The sequence below is a fragment of the Pseudoalteromonas sp. S554 genome (assembly GCF_005930865.1).
In the GTDB taxonomy this organism is placed as follows: domain Bacteria; phylum Pseudomonadota; class Gammaproteobacteria; order Enterobacterales; family Alteromonadaceae; genus Pseudoalteromonas; species Pseudoalteromonas marina.
This window is the reverse complement of record NZ_PNDV01000001.1, coordinates 1-19,233: the sequence shown is the minus strand read 5'-3', so window position 1 is coordinate 19,233 and position 19,233 is coordinate 1. Positions and strand designations below refer to the sequence as shown.

At 42.5% G+C, this 19,233-nt stretch carries 18 protein-coding genes; 8 read left to right on the top strand and 10 right to left on the bottom strand.

Translation table 11 applies throughout. The features are described 5' to 3' along the window. Positions 1-9: 9 nt before the first annotated feature. The 5 genes from CWB65_RS00090 to CWB65_RS00070 all read right to left on the bottom strand — a co-directional run bounded on the left by CWB65_RS00090 (position 10) and on the right by CWB65_RS00070 (position 6,128). Positions 10-2,130 (bottom strand): methyl-accepting chemotaxis protein, encoded by a 2,121-nt coding sequence (locus CWB65_RS00090; RefSeq protein WP_138739526.1) that lies wholly within the window; start codon positions 2,128-2,130, stop codon positions 10-12. Positions 2,131-2,233: 103 nt separating this feature from the next. Then, the gene (gene arsJ, locus CWB65_RS00085) at positions 2,234-3,451 is read right to left on the bottom strand and encodes an organoarsenical effux MFS transporter ArsJ (RefSeq protein WP_138739525.1); all 1,218 of its coding nucleotides are present in this window, start codon (positions 3,449-3,451) and stop codon (positions 2,234-2,236) included. A 29-nt stretch (positions 3,452-3,480) separates the two neighbouring features. Then, positions 3,481-4,491: an ArsJ-associated glyceraldehyde-3-phosphate dehydrogenase gene (locus CWB65_RS00080; protein ID WP_138739524.1), complete on the bottom strand. Its 1,011-nt coding sequence runs from the start codon at positions 4,489-4,491 to the stop codon at positions 3,481-3,483. 38 nt (positions 4,492-4,529) lie between these two features. After that, complete coding sequence (locus CWB65_RS00075) at positions 4,530-4,883, bottom strand: metalloregulator ArsR/SmtB family transcription factor (protein ID WP_138739523.1); 354 nt, start codon at positions 4,881-4,883, stop codon at positions 4,530-4,532. Positions 4,884-5,243: 360 nt separating this feature from the next. Continuing rightward, a complete protein-coding gene (locus CWB65_RS00070) occupies positions 5,244-6,128 on the bottom strand; it encodes a LysR family transcriptional regulator (protein ID WP_138739522.1) in 885 nt (294 codons plus the stop codon). A 162-nt stretch (positions 6,129-6,290) separates the two neighbouring features. On the opposite strand from CWB65_RS00070, the gene CWB65_RS00065 reads away from it, so the two are divergent. The 3 genes from CWB65_RS00065 to CWB65_RS00055 all read left to right on the top strand — a co-directional run bounded on the left by CWB65_RS00065 (position 6,291) and on the right by CWB65_RS00055 (position 9,686). Next, positions 6,291-6,911 (top strand): glutathione S-transferase family protein, encoded by a 621-nt coding sequence (locus CWB65_RS00065; RefSeq protein ID WP_138739521.1) that lies wholly within the window; start codon positions 6,291-6,293, stop codon positions 6,909-6,911. 82 nt (positions 6,912-6,993) lie between these two features. Further along, positions 6,994-9,129 (top strand): FAD-binding oxidoreductase, encoded by a 2,136-nt coding sequence (locus CWB65_RS00060; protein ID WP_138739520.1) that lies wholly within the window; start codon positions 6,994-6,996, stop codon positions 9,127-9,129. Between the two features lie 89 nt (positions 9,130-9,218). Further along, entirely contained in the window at positions 9,219-9,686 is a 468-nt protein-coding gene (locus tag CWB65_RS00055) for a nuclear transport factor 2 family protein (protein ID WP_008129990.1), read from the top strand. Positions 9,687-9,961: 275 nt separating this feature from the next. Here CWB65_RS00055 and CWB65_RS00050 read toward each other — a convergent pair whose 3' ends face one another. Next, complete coding sequence (locus CWB65_RS00050) at positions 9,962-10,390, bottom strand: organic hydroperoxide resistance protein (RefSeq protein WP_004587024.1); 429 nt, start codon at positions 10,388-10,390, stop codon at positions 9,962-9,964. A 135-nt stretch (positions 10,391-10,525) separates the two neighbouring features. Here CWB65_RS00050 and CWB65_RS00045 point away from each other — a divergent pair, with 135 nt between their 5' ends. Beyond that, complete coding sequence (locus CWB65_RS00045) at positions 10,526-10,984, top strand: MarR family winged helix-turn-helix transcriptional regulator (protein WP_138739519.1); 459 nt, start codon at positions 10,526-10,528, stop codon at positions 10,982-10,984. Here the strand turns inward: CWB65_RS00045 and CWB65_RS00040 are convergent. Beyond that, positions 10,973-11,872 carry a LysR family transcriptional regulator gene (locus CWB65_RS00040; protein ID WP_249365000.1) on the bottom strand — a complete coding sequence of 300 codons (900 nt, stop codon included), beginning with the start codon at positions 11,870-11,872 and terminating at the stop codon, positions 10,973-10,975. The two genes, CWB65_RS00045 and CWB65_RS00040, sit on opposite strands and share 12 nt — an antisense overlap. A gap of 110 nt (positions 11,873-11,982) precedes the next feature. Between CWB65_RS00040 and CWB65_RS00035 the strand changes: the two genes are divergently transcribed. The 3 genes from CWB65_RS00035 to astB all read left to right on the top strand — a co-directional run bounded on the left by CWB65_RS00035 (position 11,983) and on the right by astB (position 15,858). Further along, the gene (locus CWB65_RS00035) at positions 11,983-12,993 is read left to right on the top strand and encodes a zinc-binding alcohol dehydrogenase family protein (protein WP_138739517.1); all 1,011 of its coding nucleotides are present in this window, start codon (positions 11,983-11,985) and stop codon (positions 12,991-12,993) included. 2 nt (positions 12,994-12,995) lie between these two features. Further along, the gene (locus CWB65_RS00030; protein WP_138739516.1) at positions 12,996-14,099 is read left to right on the top strand and encodes an L-dopachrome tautomerase-related protein; all 1,104 of its coding nucleotides are present in this window, start codon (positions 12,996-12,998) and stop codon (positions 14,097-14,099) included. A 412-nt stretch (positions 14,100-14,511) separates the two neighbouring features. Continuing rightward, the gene (gene astB, locus CWB65_RS00025) at positions 14,512-15,858 is read left to right on the top strand and encodes an N-succinylarginine dihydrolase (protein WP_138739515.1); all 1,347 of its coding nucleotides are present in this window, start codon (positions 14,512-14,514) and stop codon (positions 15,856-15,858) included. 80 nt (positions 15,859-15,938) lie between these two features. Here astB and CWB65_RS00020 read toward each other — a convergent pair whose 3' ends face one another. Further along, positions 15,939-16,793 carry a mechanosensitive ion channel family protein gene (locus tag CWB65_RS00020; RefSeq protein ID WP_058429943.1) on the bottom strand — a complete coding sequence of 285 codons (855 nt, stop codon included), beginning with the start codon at positions 16,791-16,793 and terminating at the stop codon, positions 15,939-15,941. Positions 16,794-17,158: 365 nt separating this feature from the next. Between CWB65_RS00020 and CWB65_RS00015 the strand changes: the two genes are divergently transcribed. Continuing rightward, complete coding sequence (locus CWB65_RS00015; RefSeq protein ID WP_004587015.1) at positions 17,159-17,839, top strand: SDR family oxidoreductase; 681 nt, start codon at positions 17,159-17,161, stop codon at positions 17,837-17,839. A 129-nt stretch (positions 17,840-17,968) separates the two neighbouring features. On the opposite strand, the gene CWB65_RS00010 is transcribed toward CWB65_RS00015, so the two are convergent. Together CWB65_RS00010 and CWB65_RS00005 are read right to left on the bottom strand one after the other, a co-directional pair. Then, complete coding sequence (locus CWB65_RS00010) at positions 17,969-18,349, bottom strand: VOC family protein (protein WP_008130011.1); 381 nt, start codon at positions 18,347-18,349, stop codon at positions 17,969-17,971. Positions 18,350-18,645: 296 nt separating this feature from the next. Beyond that, positions 18,646-19,107, bottom strand: coding sequence for a hypothetical protein (locus CWB65_RS00005; RefSeq protein ID WP_138739514.1), 462 nt, complete (start codon positions 19,105-19,107; stop codon positions 18,646-18,648). Positions 19,108-19,233 lie beyond the last annotated feature (126 nt).

The following is a 19,233-nucleotide window of genomic DNA, read 5'->3' as shown; positions in this document are numbered from 1 at the left end:
ATATACCTGTTAGGTTTTTAACTTATTGAGTTCGCTATCTTGTTGAGCAACCAGCTTATTAAGAACTTCGCTACTATCGCCTGCCTGCGAAGATAAACCAGACAACTGAGATGCCGCATCAGAAATAAGCGTTAAATTACGATTTATTTCTTCTGTTACTAAGCTTTGCTCTTCAGCCGCTGTTGCAATATGCGTTATTTGATTGGTTATTTCATCCACTTTTACAACCACACTGTGCAACGCGTCAAAGGCGACAGAGGTTTCGTCAACCGCATTTTGTGCTCTTACAACACCTTTTTCTATAACGGTGGAAGCATTACCAACCTCATGCAGTAGGCTGTCTATTAGGTTGCTAATGTCATCAGTAGATGAACGGGTTTTAGAAGCAAGCGCTCGTACCTCATCAGCAACAACTGCAAAACCTCGGCCGTGTTCGCCTGCCCTTGCTGCTTCAATAGCTGCATTGAGTGCCAGTAAGTTAGTTTGCTCTGAGATGGTTCTGATCACATCTAAAATTTGCGTTATGTCTTTACTACGCGTCGCTACTTTTTCAACTGCTTGGTTTGCCTCTTTTATTTCTTCAGACATGGTTTTTACTTGCGTCATAGCCGACGACAAGCTCGACTCACTGCTTACCACTAAGCCGTTTATTTCGTCAGCTTGCTGCGCTGATTGTTCTGAAGCTCTTGCAACTTCAAGCGCCGTTGCGCTCATTTCGTTCATAGCGGTAACAACGCTTTCTATTTCTTTAAACTGCGCCTGCACATTATGTTTTGTGTCGATGGCTATATGCTGGGCAATTTCGCCTTGTTGCTTAGTCTGATCTGATACGGCTTTAAGCTCAGCAATTAGGTCGCGTAATTTAGTTAAAAAGCGGTTAAAGCCACCAGCCAGTGCAATTAGTTCGGCATGGCTGTCTACATGTAAGGTGTGTGTTAAGTCGCCTTCTGAACTGGCTAGGTTATCAACGCGTTCTTGTATTTGTTCAAGTGGGGCTATAACACCTGCTACAACCAATTTCATAACTACAAAAGCAACACCCGCAATAATTAAGCCGGTTACTAAAATAATAGTACCCAATGCTGCTGCGGTACTTTGCATATTTTCACTCAAAGCCTGTGGGCCAGCCAGAGCTAAATTTGCAGGTACTTCAATAATGAGCGACCACTGAGTGTCTGCAAGCTTTATATTTATAGGGTAATTAACCAGGTAAGTGTCATCCGCTTTTAAAAGATTGTTTTCACCCCGTACCTTTTCAACTTTACTGGTAATAGTGGATGACATTGCTTCTTTGTAAGGCCGGCCAAGCTTTGTTTTGTAGTGGCTACTGCCTACGATTAAACCAAAATCACTTAATAAGGTAACCTTAGCTTGACCGTTATACAGCTCTTTTGAAAGCTGCTCTGTTAATTTTTGAAAAACCGGCAACGTTAAATCAACACCAGATATACCAACAAACCGGCCGTCTCTGATAATAGGAACCGTAAGAGACGTCATCATTTCTGAATTGCCTGGTGTAATTTCGTATAAGTAAGGTTCCATAATACACGGCTTTACGTTGTCTTTAGCACACAAATACCATTCAGACTCTCGCAGGCCAAATTCATTAAGCTTAGTGAAATATTTTTCGGCAGGGTCGTCTACAACTTGCTGCTCGACCACGCCTTCTTTACTGCGTGTAAAATAAATTTCGAGTGTACCAGCACCATCAACAGAGTGACTGTAGCCATTTTTAAATTGAGTATCTTTTGAATCATACCCATTTACTTCAAACTGGGAGTAGATGGAAGAAAGCGACTCATTATTATTTAATATGGATTTATTTAGATTAACAACGGATTCGCGGCTAAGTGCGTCATTACCCGCCGTGCCACTTAATATGGCAGCTAGTGAAAAAGGGACACGGTATGCCTCGTTAATAAACCCTGCAATTCTTTCACCGTATACAGCCGCGTTTGCACTTAGTTTTTCTTCAACTTCTGCCACTATGTATTTTTCTGATTGGCTTGATAGCTCATCGTTACTCGACGACAGCTCCCACCACAGAATGCTCGATAGCAGTAACACGGTTATAAATATGCTACCTACTGTAAGCCATAATAGTTTTTTTGCTAACGATATTTCTCGCATTGACCTGCCCTTTGTTTAAACTACAAGTACAGTTTAGACGATTTTACTAATCAAGCTATCGATAACCGCGAACAAAATTTAATTTAATACAATACGTTGAGTTTTAACGCTTAGCCAAAATAGCTGTGGTTATTGAGGCACCTATGAGTAAAGCAACACTCACCCATAAACACGCTACAAAACCATAAACCTGAAACACCCACCCCGAAAGCACGGTGCCCACTAAACGCCCCATGGCATTGGCCATATAATAAAAGCCAACATCAAGCGATACACCATCGCTATTAGCAAAGCTGACAATTAAGTAACTATGCACAGATGAGTTAACGGCAAATACACCGCCAAATATAAGTAAACCTATAATCAAGGTGGCGTGCACAGCCACATCAAATTGCATAAGTAGTGCTAATAGTGCTGTTACACCACTTAGCAGCAATACCCATAAATACGCATGTTTAACAGTATCAACGTTTGAATTGCTGGTGCCTGTAATACGCGGCGCTTGCGATTGCACACCACCGTAGCCAATTACCCAAAGTGCCATAAAGCCACTTACCCACCAAAAGTTCCAGTTAAATTGCTGGGCTAAATAAATAGGTAAAGCCACTACAAACCATACATCACGCGCGGCAAACAAGCATAGTCGTGCTGCACTTAATAAATTTATTGCACGGGATTTAGAAAAAAGCTCTTTAAACTTGGGCTTATTTTTAGCTTTACCCATGTCGCCTTTTAAAAATACAACGCTAATAATCCACGCAATAGTGAGTAATAAAATTAGGGCTTTTAAAGCACCTACAAAACCCAGTACCGTAAGGAGTAAACCACCTAAAAAGAAGCCCACCCCTTTTAACGCATTTTTAGAGCCCGTTAAAATAGCCACCCACTTGTAAAGCTGCCCTTGGCCGCTTTCTCCCTCGGGCACTAAGTGTTTAATGGCGCTTTTGGCGCTCATTTTATTTAAATCTTTTGCTATGCCGCTAAGCGCTTGCGCCGTCATAACATAAGCCACTGTAAGCCATTCACTTGGCGCGCATAACATGGCAAGCGCCATTATTTGCAGCGCCAAGCCAAAGTTCATGGTTTTATTAAGGCCTAAATGAGCCCCTAGCCAACCGCCCACTAAATTGGTGATCACACCAAAAATTTCGTAAAACAAAAACAGCATGGCAATGGCCAGTGCACCATACCCTAACTGATGAAAATGCAGCACCACCAGCATGCGTAGTGCGCCATCGGTTAAGGTAAATGCCCAGTAATTACCGGTAATTATTAAATACTGTTTTATTGCTGTAGGTAAATTAGCAAGTTGCTCAAACATGGTTAAAGCCCTTTAAACCTTATAAATGGTTAAACCACGTCACTTTTAGCAACTTTAAGCATAAGCTCGGCGGTACGATTAGCGTAGCCCCATTCGTTATCGTACCAAGCGTATAATTTAAGCTGGGTGTTATTAATAACCATGGTAGAAAGCGCATCAATAATGCTACTGCGTGGATCGGTTTTGTAATCAATCGATACCAGCGGTTTTTCTTCGTAACCTAATACACCTGCAAGCTCGTTTTTAGACGCCTGAGCAAACCATTCATTCACCTCTGTTGCAGTAACTCCACGCTCAAGCTCAAATACACAGTCGGTAATAGATGCGTTAGTTAAAGGTACGCGCACGGCATGGCCATTTAACTTACCTTTTAGCTCAGGGAATATATGCGTAATGGCTGTTGCACTACCGGTTGTGGTGGGTATTAAACTTGACCCGCACGAACGAGCTCGGCGTAAGTCTTTATGTGGCGCATCAATAATAGTTTGAGTATTGGTAATATCGTGAATAGTGGTCATTGAGCCGTGCTTAATGCCTACTTTTTCTTGTAGTACTTTTACAATAGGCGCTAAACAGTTAGTCGTACACGAAGCCGCAGTCACAATTTTGTGCTCATTTGGGTTATATAAATCATCGTTAACACCCATAACCACATTTAAAATGCCGTCTTCTTTTACCGGAGCGGTTACCACAACGCGCTTAACACCTTGTGCTAAATATTGATTTAACAGCTCAGTGGTTTTCATTTTACCGCTGGCTTCTATTACTACATCGCAATCAGACCAATCAGTATCGCTAATGGTTTTGTTATTGGTAACGGCAATAGTATGTTTAGCCACACTAAAGCTATTCTCGTTTGCTGTAACGCTGTGCGCTAAACGCCCGTGCACTGAGTCAAACTCTAATAAATGGGCATGTGTTTTAGCATCGCCCGCTACATCGTTTACTTTAATAAATTCTACTTCTGGCCACTCTAGTGCTGCGCGCAGTGTTAAACGTCCCATACGGCCAAAGCCGTTAATACCTACTTTAATTGTCATAATAAATACCTTTAGTAAAGTTATATCAATTTGCTTAATTAACAGCAGCTTGCTGCACGCTCAGGGCGATTACCCATTGCATTGAGTCGATTTAAATCGTCGTTATAAAACGCAGAATTTTCATTTTTGGTTTGTGCTATTACGCTAAGAGCCCACTGTGGCAGGGCTTTATTAATGCTGTAATACACCCATTGATTTTGCTTACGGTCGTTCAATAAGCCACATTGCCTAAGCTGCGCTAAATGGCGCGACACTTTAGGTTGGCTCAGTTCAAGCGCAGCAACAAGCTCACACACACATAGCTCTTGCTCATGGCTAATTAATAACATGGCTTTTAAGCGCGTATCGTCGGCTAAGCATTTGTAAAATTGAAGTGGGTTGAGTTGTTCCATAGCATCCTCGTTTAGTTAGTGTGCATACAATAAAACAAAATTAGAACATATGAAATAGTGAATATACGATTTTTCATATATTTATTTAAAGTCCGCTTCAATTAATGTGATCTCTAGTAAATTGCAGCGCACAAAAAAGCCCAGGGCAAACCACTGGGCTTTTGTAGCGTTTAAGTATGGACATACTTGGTGTGCTTTATCGCTGCTGCAATTTAAAGCCTTATGCTAACAAGGTATTTACGCAGGTCTGTGCGATAAAAAGATGCCCTACGCTTTGCTCTACTTCACAAGCAAACTCTAAATCAATAAGCAGATACGTTATACATTGTGCCTGCACAGTAGCTATTGAGGTAATTACCACTAAGTTGCAAAAGAAAGCGCAAGATGATCAAGTAATGCTCGTATTCTTGCCGGTAAGTGGCGGTTTGAAGCATACACTGCGTTTAATTCCAATATGCTTGCTTCGTAGGGTTCGAACAGTAACTGCAATGAGCCGTCTTTTACGTAAGGCTCTGTCACGTATTGTGGGCCCATGCCTATTCCCAGCCCTTGAGAAGCCATGTGGGTGACGGCTCTGGGGGAGTTAGAAGCAAAATCGCCGCTAACATTAACGGTGAACGTACTGCCATCTTCCTTGAACTTCCAGTTTTCGGGGTCGTTTTGAGAAGTTTGCAATAAACAATTGTGTGTCGCCAGCGCACGGGGATGGCTTGGTGTGCCATTGCGCTTTAAATACTCAGGAGAGGCAAAAAAAACAATACGCATATCCATCAATTTTTTTGCGATCAGCGTTGAATCCTTCAACGGCCCAAACCTCACAGCAACATCCACACCTTCATCGATGATAGCCACATACTGATCAGACAAGTTCAACTCAACATTAATTTTCGGATGCTTGGCTAAAAATGGGGCCAGTGCATCGACTAATTTAGTACTGCCAAATGCGGTAGGTGCGGTTAAGCGAACCGTGCCAGACAGATCAGACTGCCGATGCTGAATGACATCTTCTAACTCTTCAAATTGTTCCAACAAAGGAACGCATCGCACAAAATACGCCTGCCCAGTTTCGGTCAACGTAACACTGCGCGTAGTACGGTGGAACAACAAAGCACCGTGTTTTTGCTCCAGCTGAGCAATGTATTTACTCGCCAGTTTAGTGCTTATGCCTAGTTGTTTGGCACCACCTGTAAAAGATTTTTGCTTTGCCACCGCAATAAAGGTGCGCATGCCGTCAATGGTATCCATAAAACCTCGTTTAATATCCCAATCACTTTATGAACATATTGTACACAGTATTTCTATAAATCAATGTTTTGTACATAAGAAATTCAGCGCCTATTATTTGTTCGAACGCAAAGATAAGCCCAAACAAGGCCAGTTAACCTTATACCTAACAGAGGATCTATTATGTCAAATGCAGTCAAAATTCATTCATTCCCACTTTCAGGCCACGCTCAGCGTGTCGAGTTATTTGCGAACATCGCTGGTATCGCCCACCAAGTAATCAATGTTGACTTAGCCAACGGCGAGCACAAAAAAGCCCCCTTTCTAGCCCTAAACCCTGCGGGTCAAGTACCCGTATTAGAAGACGGTGACACGGTTGTCAGTGATTCAAATGCCATTCTGGTTTACCTAGCACGTAAATACGCGCCGAACTATTTACCTACCGATGCCGTGCTTGAAGCCCAAGTGCAAAAGTTCTTGTCATTGGCGGCAGGAGAAATTGCTTTTGGCCCGTGCAATGCACGCTTAGTTACCGTGTTCAACGCAACCTTGGATGCTGACTTTGCGATTGCTACAGCCCACAACGTGTTGAAAAAACTGGATGCACATTTAGAGGATAGAGCGTTTTTGGTAGGAGAAAGCCCGAGCATAACCGATATCGCTATTTATACGTACACAGCCCATGCTCCTGAGGGTAATGTGTCCTTGGCTGAGTACCCAAATGTTCGTCGCTTTTTAGCAAATGTAGAGGCACTAGATGGGTTTAAGCCAATGGCAACGACTAAAGCAGGTCTCGTTGCCTAACCTATTGACTTACCTTTTTTGACTGGGTGCTAAGCCCAGTCATACCAATCAAGCAAATTAACTTACCCGTATTGGAGGCCCCATGGAACCAAGCAATCGCTATGCTCCATTTCACGATGGTGAACGTCAGTTGCAAGCCAGTGTAGGTGCTCTGGAGCAGATGGACAATATTGGCCGTCGCGCAATCCGCCCATACATGCCAGATCAACATAGGCAGTTTTTCCAGCAACTGCCGTTCATGGTGTTGGGTAGTACATCAGATAAGGGGCAACTTTGGGCGTCAATTTTGCCTGGAAAGCCGGGCTTCGTGCAGTCCCCTTCCCCGACTCAGCTCACAGTAAACACCCCAATTTTATCAGGTGATCCATTAGCCGCAGCAATCACACAAGGTGCTCGATTGGGTTTATTGGGACTGGAAATGTCGACCCGGCGTAGAAACCGCATCAACGCTTGTGTTACCAGCTCAGCGAACAACCAATTTGCTTTAGAGGTTGAGCAATCTTTTGGCAATTGTCCGCAGTATATTCAAACTCGCGACCTTCACTTTATCCGTTCGCCAGATGCGCCATACAAGGCCCCACGTGCTGAAACGTTTTTTGAACTAAGTGATAGTCTAAAGGCCTTTATCCGCCAAGCGGATACGTTTTTTGTTGCCAGTTCTGCGGGTCACGAACCTGCAAACGAAGTAAACCGTCAGGTAACTGCCCACAATGCTATGGGGATTGATGTGTCACACCGTGGCGGCATGCCAGATTTTATAAAGGTTGACGAAAACACCCTCACCACTCCTGATTATGCAGGAAATAACTTCTTCAATACGCTGGGTAATTTCGTGTTAAACCCCAAGGCAGGGTTACTGTTTGTTGATTTTACCAGCGGCGATGTTTTTATGTTAACCGGCACGGTTACATTGCTGGCGAGTGACTCACCTTTAATAGAAGGGTTTCAAGGTGCGCAGCGCGGCTGGCAATTTACCCTAACCCAAGGGGTGACATTAAAAGCGGCACTTCCATTTCGCGCTCAATTCAACAGCTATTCTCCCAATTCTGAAGCAACGGGTACTTGGTCACAGGCAGAAGCAATCGTTAAAGCACAAGCTAAACGTAACCAGTGGCGCGCATTTACCGTCAGTAAAATCGAAGACGAAAGCAGTACAATCCGCTCATTTTACTTGCAGCCAAAAGATGATGCTCCTGTACTGCCATTTTCCCCAGGGCAACATTTAACCCTGCGTATTAAGCAGCAAAATACTGAAAACTGGCTTGTGCGCAATTACACTGTATCCAGTGCCCCATCGCAAAGTGGTTACCGTATTTCAGTAAAACGTGAAGAGTATGGTCTGGTATCAAGTACCTTGCATTCTCGAATATCGATTGGCAGTGAAATACAGATTAAAGCACCAAGCGGCCATTTTTTTATCGATAACACACAACAGCGCCCAGCCATTTTAATAGGGGCGGGTGTGGGCATTACACCAATGGTGGCTATGGCAAATGATGCCCTTAATGAAGGTATTCGCACTCGCTATATCCGCCCGATGGCAGTTATTCAAGCGGCCAAAAACAGTGAGCAACGCGCTTTTTATGCAGAGCTGAGCAACATTGCAAAGCGTAGCGCTAGGCGTATTCAGTATTATTCTGTCTTAAGTCAGGCGCACAACAATCAAACAGATAACGCTATTGCGTCAAACGATTACACATCCCAAGGGCGAATTAGCCAAAGCTTGTTAATGGACGTACTCAATGCAATGGCCACAGAGCATAGCGTCGATTTCCCGTCGCTGTTCGACAAAGACTTTTATCTGTGTGGCCCCCAAGGTTTTATGCAAAGTATGTATGATTTACTGATTGGCATTGGGGTAAAAGATCAAGATATTCACGCCGAAGCGTTTGGGCCGTCGTCTTTAGCACGCCAATCAACAGATACCAGCAACCACGCTGAGCTAGAGGCTGAATCTGCTGTGATAAAGTTTGCCCACTCAGGTATTGAACAAAGCTGGTACAAGGGTGACAAGCCCCTGCTCGACGTAGCCGAAAGCAAAGGGCTTACGCCACCATACAGTTGCCGCAGCGGCCAATGTGGCTCATGTGCGGTTAAACTAAAAAGTGGTGCTGTAACGTATCGCACCAAGCCAAGTGCGCATATTGACCCATCAGACGTATTGTTATGCTGCGCTGTGCCAGCGAAAGATTGCGACACTGTTATATTAGATTTGTAGCTCAATTAATCAGGTTAATATTCAAAGTCACTTATTGATGAAACCTATACAAGTTATTCAACGTTACTTTACCCAAAGAGGATTTAAACATGAGTACACGCCCACCACTGCCCCCTTTTACCCGCGAAAGCGCCATCGAAAAAGTGCGTCTAGCAGAAGATGGTTGGAACAGCCGTAACGCTGAAAAGGTATCACTTGCTTATACAGTGGATACCAAATGGCGTAATCGCAGCTCTTTCGTGAACAGCCGTGAGGAAGCCGCTGCATTTTTAACGGGAAAATGGGAAAAAGAATTGGAATATAGGCTGATAAAAGAGTTATGGGCTTTCACTGAAAATCGTATTGCCGTGCGTTACGCGTATGAGTGGCACGACGACAGCGGCAACTGGTTTCGCTCCTACGGCAACGAAAACTGGGAATTCGATGAAAATGGTTTAATGCAAAACCGCTTCGCTTGCATCAACGACTTACCCATCAAAGAATCAGAGCGCAAATTTCATTGGCCCCAAGGACGCCGCCCCGACGATCACCCAGGGTTATCGGAGTTAGGGCTGTAAGCACACCCAATACAGGCGATACAGACGATAAAGCCAGCCCTCTATCGGCGTTCATGCAGAACGCCTTAACTCTTTTCATCCTCCCAACATTTTTCAGCATTAAAGAGCTGCTTACTTAATCACTGCAAGACAAATACAGCTGTGTCAATTGATGGTACATGGGTTAATTTAATCATGCTGTTTTCATGTATTTATAAAGCTATTTAATAAACTTTGCTTACAAAAAAGCCCAGTGGCAAACCACTGGGCTATTACAATGTTAGGTAATTGGTTAATTAAATAACCGAAAGCTCTACTTCAATATTACCGCGTGTAGCGTTTGAGTATGGGCATACTTGGTGTGCTTTATTTACCAGCTCTTGCGCTGCTGTTTTATCCATATCACCTAGTGATACAGCTAATTTAACTGCAATGCCAAACCCGCCTTCAATCGCGCCAATAGAGACTTCAGAGTTAATGTGTGTATCGCTTGGTAGTGCAATTTTTTCGCTACCGGCTACAAATTTTAGTGCACCAATAAAGCACGCTGCATAACCAGCTGCAAATAATTGCTCTGGGTTTGTGCCTTGTCCATCGTCGCCACCTAGCCCTTTTGGGGTTGATAAGTTTACATTTAGACGGCCATCGTCTGATTTAGCTACACCTTCACGGCCACCGGTTGCAGTTGCTTTTGCTGTGTAGGCAACGTTTTGTAATACATTCATAGTGAACTCCAAAGTTTATCAATTAATTTATTTTGCATGCAAAATAATAAGCCAAGTAATTAGAGATTGCAAATACTTTGCATGCAAATTAAAATGTTTTTTGAGTTGAAGGTATTAACGCACTAGGAGTTGGGTATGTCATTTGAGCAACTAAAATTAAAAAATCAGCTGTGTCATAGGCTATATATGGCATCAAATAGCATTGCACGTGCTTACCGTGAGCCTTTGGCTGAACTTAATTTAACGTATCCGCAGTATGTAGTAATGATGGCACTTTGGGAGCAAGATGAAGTAACCATAGCGCAGCTAATAGATAAAACAGCTATTGATGGCGGCGCTATGACCCAAATACTCAAAAAAATGACCGAAAAGTCTCTGCTGGCTGTTATTAAAGATGAGCACGATAAGCGTAAGCGCCTAATTCAGCTTACCCAAAGTGGGCAAGCCCTTAAAAACGAAGCCGCTGATATTCCAAAAAATATATTATGTAAGTTTGAAAGTGTAGACCCCACACAAGCTAAAAAGCTTATGCAGCTACTTGATTTAGTAGTAAACGATTTAACAACTAAAAACGATGATGGGTTAGCCAACTAACGCGGTTATTTTTTGTTGAATAAACGCCCTAAATGCGCTGATCACCGGGGTCATTTGTCGCCGGTCGGCGTACATCATATAAAGCGGTAGCGGATCGCTTTGCCACTCGGGGCATAAATGAACGAGCTCCCCACTAGCTAAATCATCAATTACATCTAAGTATGATTTATATGCAATGCCTTTGCCCTCTAGCGCCCAGCGCCTAACCATTTCGCCATCGTTTACTATGTGTTGGCAATTTAACTGCACTTTTTGAACCGCGCCATTTTTATAAAATCGCCACTCTTTAAACACTTCGCCAAAGCGCATAAACGTAATGGTGGTGTGCTGCGTTAAGTTAAGGGGATGTGTAAGCAATCCATTGTTTGCTACATATTCAGGAGAGGCAACTAAAATACGCGCATTATTTAAAAAAAGTGGCGCTGCAATTAACTGCGAATCTTTTGGTACACCAAAGCGCAGTGCAATATCAATTGATTGGCTGTAAATGTCGCTTACTTCGTCACTTAAGTGCAGTTTAAGTTTTACATGCGGGTATTGCGCTAAAAACTCATTAAGCCATTCACTTAGTTTATTACGCCCTAAATCGCACGGGGCCGATACCTGTAGTGTCCCTGTTACTTCGCCCACAGCGGTTTGTACTGCAGCTACCCCTTGTTGAATAAGCGAAAGGGAGTCTTTGGCGTAACTTAAAAACTGCTCCCCTGCCACACTTAATCGTAAGCTGCGGGTAGAGCGAATAAACAGCACGTTTCCTAAATCTTTTTCTAGGCGCTTAATAGCTGCACTTACCGCCGCTGGGGTTTGCGCGTTTTGCCGTGCGGCTTCAGAAATACTGGCACAACTGGCTACATCTATAAAGGTTTGAATATCGTTAAATGATCGCATGTTTTCAATTAAAATTTGAAAGTGCTTTAGTTTTTCATGTCTTTTTCTATTTTTCAACTGAGCTATAGTGTTTGCATATTAAAAAGTACTTAAAATCATCAGGAACCCACATGAAAGCATTTGGCTACACCAAAAACTCTAAAACGCTTACAGCAAGCTCTATACAAGCAATTGAGCTTGATACCCCAACCGCTAACGGGCACGACCTACTTATTGAAGTAAAGGCTATTTCGGTAAACCCTGTAGATACAAAAATACGTGCCAATGTAACGCCAGAGCAAGGCTACAAAGTATTAGGTTGGGACGGCGTAGGCATAGTAAAAGCCGTTGGCGAGTCGGTTTCGTTATTTAATGTGGGGGATCGTGTATTTTACGCTGGCGATTTATCGCGCCAAGGCAGTAATGCGCAATTTCAATTAGTCGACGAGCGTATTGTAGGGCGTGCGCCTAAAACATTAACCGACGCACAAGCCGCAGCGCTGCCGCTAACCAGTATTACCGCTTACGAAATGCTGTTTGATCGCCTGCAAGTGCCTAAAAACAAGCAAAATACTCAGCAATCTATTTTAGTTATTGGCGCCGCAGGTGGCGTTGGCTCTATTTTAGTACAGCTTGCCAAGCAACTTACTGGGCTAAACGTGGTAGGTACTGCATCGCGCGAGCAAAGCGTAACTTGGCTTAAAGAGTTAGGAGCCGATCACGTGCTCGATCATTCTAAAAACTTAAACGAGCAGCGCAAAGAGCTAGGTTTAGCTGAATTTGATTACGTTATTGGCTTAACCCATACCGACCAATACCAAGATCAAATAGTAGAGTGTATTAAACCGCAAGGTAAATTTGCGCTAATAGATGACCCTACATCGTTCGATATTTTAAAGTTTAAGCGTAAGTGTATATCGGTGCATTGGGAGTTTATGTTTACCCGCTCGCTATTTATTACCGCCGATATAACAGCGCAGCACACCTTACTTAATGAAATTAGCGAACTGATAGACGCAGGTACACTTAAAACCACGCTAGGGCAAAATTTAGGATTAATTAACGCTGCTAATTTATATAAAGCACACCAAATTTTAGAATCGCACACCTCACGCGGTAAACTTGTTTTAGAAGGCTTTTAACCATGAATCAGATTAAAAAAATACTTTTAGTTGCAGCCTGCAGCACCGCGTTTTTAACCAGCAGTGTGTTTGCTAATACCGCTAATCAAAACGCTGATTTAAAAACAGTAGCCACATTCGACGCGCAGCACCCACCGGGTAATATTGCTATTACGCCCTCGGGTCGTAAGTTTTTATCGGTACATGGTTTTTACGGCCAAAAACAAAAAATTATGGAGCTATTAAGCGATGGCACCACCAAACCCTACCCTAATGAAGAATGGGCATACGCGTATAAAAACGGCAAAGGCTTTTACGACGTACTTGGCATAAATGTATCTGCCGATGGCGTGTTATGGATGCTTGATACATCAGGCCCTGATCATGCTGGGCGTTTAGTCGGATGGGATACCAATAAAGAGCAGCTGCATAAAATAATTTATTTAGCTAAACCCACCATTACCGACACCTCGTTTTTAAACGATTTAGTTATCGATAATAAACACGGCGTTGTATACATTGCCGACACCGCACAAGGCAGCCAAGCCGCTATTATTACCGTAAATTTAAAAACAGGTGAGGCGCGCAGAGTCTTACAAAATAGCCCATACACCACAGCCGAAAATATCGATATGGTCATTGAAGGGCGCACCATGAAACTAGGCGGCCAACCAGCACGTTTAGGGGTAAACCCAATCACACTCGACCCAAGCGAACAGTGGCTTTACTTTGGCTCTATGTCTGGCACGTCGGTTTATCGTATTGCCACAAGCGATATTAACAATAAAAGCCTGAGCGCAAGCGCCCTTGAAAGTAAAGTAACGCGTTACGGCACTAAACCCATTTCCGACGGCATTATTGTTGATGGCGGCGGCAATGTATATGTTACCGACATAACCAACGGCGCAATTGGCGTGGTAAAACCAAGCGGTAAATACCAGGTATTATTTAAAGACGAGCGCTTAAGCTGGCCTGATGGCTTTAGTTATGGCGCCGATCATAAAATATATTTTACCGTAGATGAGCTACATCGCTCGCCAGTATTAAATAACGGTAAAAATGCCAGCCAAGGAAAATTTAGTGTGCTGTCCTTCGACCCACTAGTAAAGGGTAATGTAGGGCGCTAAATACAGCGTATAAACCATACGCCACGCACCCGCTGCGTGGCTTTTTGGTGCAACTTTTAAGCCTTTTAGCCCCAAAGTGGTGCTAAGCGCTCAAAAGTTATTTTTAGTGTTTTAATAAATATCTGATTTGTATTCATAAAATATTCAATTAACAGTTGGCATAATTCTTTCAAAGTACAGATGTGTTCAGTGAAACTTTCAAGGAAAATACCATGGCTAACCTATACCACACCCTTTACCTACTATGGCGTTTAGACATTAGCGTATGGCAGGTAAACGATCCGAGCAATACCCATACTACGTGCGATAAAGAGCGAGTTTACAGCCGATAAATTTCGTATTTATAGGCTTTGCAAGCGCGGCCATTGCGTTGTATTGTTAAGTAACTAAAAACAATATGATTGGAACGTGTATGCACGCCTTAGAAGTAAATTTTGATGGCTTAGTTGGCCCTACTCACAACTATGCGGGTTTATCGTATGGTAACGTTGCCTCGTTAAATAATGCGGCAAGTTTTTCAAACCCTCAAGAAGCTGTGTTACAGGGCCTTGAAAAAATGAAAGCCATGCACGACAAAGGCCTAACACAAGGTGTGTTTGCGCCCCACGCACGCCCCGATTTAAACGTACTACGTCGCCTAGGTTTTACCGGCAACGACTCGCAAGTTATTCATAAAGCATTTAAAGCCGACCCTATTTTATTGCGCGCGTGTTATTCGGCCTCTGCAATGTGGACCGCCAATGCAGCCACTGTTTCACCTTCGCCAGACACCCTCGATGGCAAAGTGCATTTTACCTCAGCTAATTTAAACAATAAGTTTCATCGCTCCCTAGAGCCTGCTACAACTACCCGCTTACTAAAAGCCATGTTTAATAACGATAGCTACTTTGCACACCACACGCATTTACCCGATCAGGGCTTTTTTGGCGACGAAGGCGCGGCTAACCATACCCGACTTTGCGACAGCCACGGCGAGCAAGGCCTAGAAATGTTTGTATTTGGTGCAAGTGCCTTTAACAGCCAATTACCAAAACCGGCTAAGTTTCCTGCAAGGCAAACACTAGAAGCTTCAGAAGCCATTTGCCGATTACATAATTTAAAAGAATCGAGCCAAATTTTACTGCAGCAAAACCCAGATGTTATAGACCAAGGCGTGTTTCATAACGATGTAATTGCAGTAGGTAACGCAAACGTATTGCTTTGCCACCAGCAAGCATTTTTAAACCAACAAGATGCCCTGCAAGAAATTCGCGATGCCTACACCGGCAGCAAACAGCTATACATAATTGAAGTACCTACCGATAAAGTAAGCATTAGCGATGCAGTAAGCAGTTACTTATTTAATAGCCAATTAGTAAGCCTAGATGATGGCTCAATGCTATTAGTAGCGCCACAAGAGTGCCAACGTAATAGCGCAGTAAACGCCTACATTGAAGAAATGATTTTAGCGGATAACCCAGTCAACCAAGTGCAGTTTTTTGACCTGCGCCAAAGTATGCAAAATGGCGGCGGCCCTGCATGCTTGCGTTTACGCGTAGCCCTTAACCAACAAGAGCTAAGCGCTGTAAACCCAGAAGTTATTTTAACCGATACTAAATACACACAGCTTTGTGACTGGGCAAAACGTCACTACCGCGATAAATTAGGCGCAAACGACTTTGCCGATTCAGCCCTACTTACCGAAAGCTACCAAGCACTGGATGAACTAACCCAACTGCTTAACTTAGGCTCAGTGTACGACTTTCAATTAGAAGGTTAATACCTCAGCCAACACAAAGGCTAATACAAAAATAGCGAGCCAAGGCTCGCTATTTTTATTTGTGCTTATGCTAATAGAGTTTAAGTTTCTTTACTTACTGTTATTGCCGATGCCATCGACTCAGATATATGCAGCGTTCGCTGCGGAAACGGAATGCTCAGCCCCGCGCCTTCTATGGCCTCTTTAACGCGCTTATTTAAATCCCACACGGTTTGCCAGTAATCGCCATTTACAGCCCATGCACGTAATTGAATATTTACTGCGCTTTCGCCTATTGAGGTAACCATTACTTTAGGTGCGGGCTCTGCAAGTAATCGGCTTTCTGATTCGGCAACTTCTTTAAGTACATTTAAGCCAACATCAATAGAGTCGGCGTACGAAATTCCCACCACTATATCCATGCGCCTTTTACCGTTGCGGGTAAAGTTTTTAATGTTGCCGCCCCACACTTTACCGTTAGGCGATGCGATATAAAGGCCATCGGTGGTTTTAAAAATAGTCGTAAATAAGTTTATTTCATTCACTGTGCCAAGCGTGCCGCTAGCATCTACAAAATCGCCTACTTTAAATGGCCTAAGTATTAATAACATAATGCCGGCTGCAATATTACTTAAGGTGTTTTTAAGCGCCAAACCAATCGCTAAACCCGCCGCGCCCATTAGCGCTATTAAGCTTGCCGTATTAACGCCAAAAATATCTAAAATAAACAGCCCAGCAATTATGTAAACTAAATACCCCGCAATGCTCGATAACAGCGGCAGTAGCGTTTCGTCTACTTTTTTTAATGGCGATTTAGAATTTTTAATCGCTTTTTTAACCGAACGCGCAATAAGTGCACTCGCAACTAAAATAGCCAAAGCTAATACCACTTTGTAACCTAAAGTGATGATAGTTTCTGAATGGCTTTGCCAAAACACAATAAGTTTATCTTTCATACATATTCCAAAAAACGGCTGACAACCAGCACAATTTAAATAAGCCAAATACGTTTTAGCTAATAATTTAACGTTAACGACCAAATACCTATAGGCCCTACAGGATTATTTTCACTCTATTTTGCGGTGATTAAATCTAACACTAGAACAAAAAACAACCGCGCTAACGAAAAGCCGCGCGAGTATATAGCCATAAATAAAATTAACCTATTTTTTTATACACACAGCTAAATTAAAGTAATAAATGAGTCGCTATATGTTCAATTTAGGTTAACTTCAGCCTGCTATGGTAAGTCTTATTCGATTCACTATTTAACTAATCGAATTTCTATAATTTTGAATATGTAAACATAGGAGAAATAATCATGGCGAAAGAAAAAGTAGTTCTAATTACAGGTGCTTCTAGTGGCATAGGTGAAGCGAGTGCAAAAACATTGGTTAATAACGGCCATAAAGTCATTCTTACCGCCAGAAGTGAAGATAAATTAGCTGAACTAGTTGAGTCATTAGGTGAAGATAACGCACTGAGTGTACCCGCAGATGCCACCGACTTTACCGAACTTGAAAACGTAGTAACAAAAGGGCTTAAAAAATTTGGCCGACTAGATGCCGCATTTGCCAACGCAGGTATGGGCGTTTCAACCGCAGGCACTGAAAAAGGCGATCCCGATGAATGGTCAACCATGATAGACATAAACATTAAAGCCCTGCTGTGGACGGCAAAAGCAACCCTGCCCCATTTACGCCAAAACAAAGGCCACTTTATATTAACCAGCTCAGCCGCTGGCCGTAAGCCAATAAAAGGCTCTATTTACGGTGCAACTAAATGGTTTGCTTACGGGTTTGGGCAAAACTTAGCTGAGGAAATGAGCGAATGGAACGGCCGCTGTACCACCATAGCCCCTGGCATGGTAAACACCCCATTTTTTGATGAAGCAAAGCCCGATAAGCTCGACCCGCAAGATGTAGCCGACGCCGTACTGTTTGCCATTGAAGCAAACCAGCGCAACAATGTTCGCGAGATATATTTAATGCCGACTAATTAACGCTGATTGGTTAAATTTGAGCTGTCAGGTTTAATGCCAATGGCGTTAAGCCTGATAGTTGTTTGTATTTTGAGGTTAGATTTTAATAGCGTAAAGTTGAACATTGCATAATTAAAGATCTGATTTGTATTAGCTGCGTACTTCTACACGCCAAGGTGGATTAACCCTATTAACACCCGCCCAATATAGCTTAATTTTATGACCTGACGGATCATGCAGTACGGCCTCTCGCCATAAATAACTCTGGTCTGTAGGTTCTTGTATAAATACAAAACCTTTAACTTTTAAAGCCTCAACCAGTTGATCTAATTGTTCATGTTCAAAATATATTACCGTGCCACAATCAAACTCACCTCGATCTAAAGACAAGGAGAAAGTTGAATCCCCGTCTGGGCATTCAAAGCGAGCATAATGCGGGGTGTCTACAATTTGAGTAAAACCTAAGTCGCGATAAAATTTAGTCGAAATTTCCATATCTGTAACAGGTAATGTAATTTGATTTAAGTTCATTTAACTTCCCTGTGAAAAAATTAAAGTAGGTGAGCACTTAATTAATTTACGATTGTTATGTAATACTTTACTTATTTCTTCACTAATTAAAGCCTGATACGTAGCTCATCAAAGTGCGAAAATAAAAGTATCTGTCTAGTTTATTATGTTTTTGTACTGTTTCACATTCGAAACCTTCGTCGCTATTTTTGAAACTCATACTTTACGAAACACATAACGCCGCAAATAAACGGCTAAAAATAGTGGGCTATAATTTGTGAGGTACGAACAAAGCCCACTGTTTTTTGTCCGCACTTTTAATTTACTTTGTTATACTGCGATTTACACAATACATTTTGATTAGCGCCACTACCATACAACTTTAACCTTTCTGTACCACCTGTTTTTTCAAAAAACTCTTGTAATGTAATTTCCTTTTGCTCGTAGCTCATTAGCTGCCAGAAACCGTAAAAACCTTGGAACCAAAAATAATAGAACACAGCTCCGACGGCTAATAGTAAATATGCCGATTTACCTACTTTTTGTTTGTACTTTATACCGCAATAAAATAACCAAATGCAGCTAAATATTGCCACAATAAAAAATGCAGAGAATGGTGTTATTACAGTATCAGAGTTACTCCAAATAGAGCTTAAGCAAGTGGAATCCCTGACTGAAACTATAGAGAAAATTAAAGTAATTTTAAAAAAGAAATACAACAGAACGGTAATGAACACCGCATATAAGATGCCGCTTTCCTTCCTTTCTTTTAAATTCAATACTTGACCTTACAAAGCAATATAACGCCCTAATAATGGGCAAAAAATTGTTGGCTAAAATGTTGAGGAACGAAAACAGCCAACTGTTTTTTGTCCTTATTAATTAGCTTGATACTCATTGAGCCT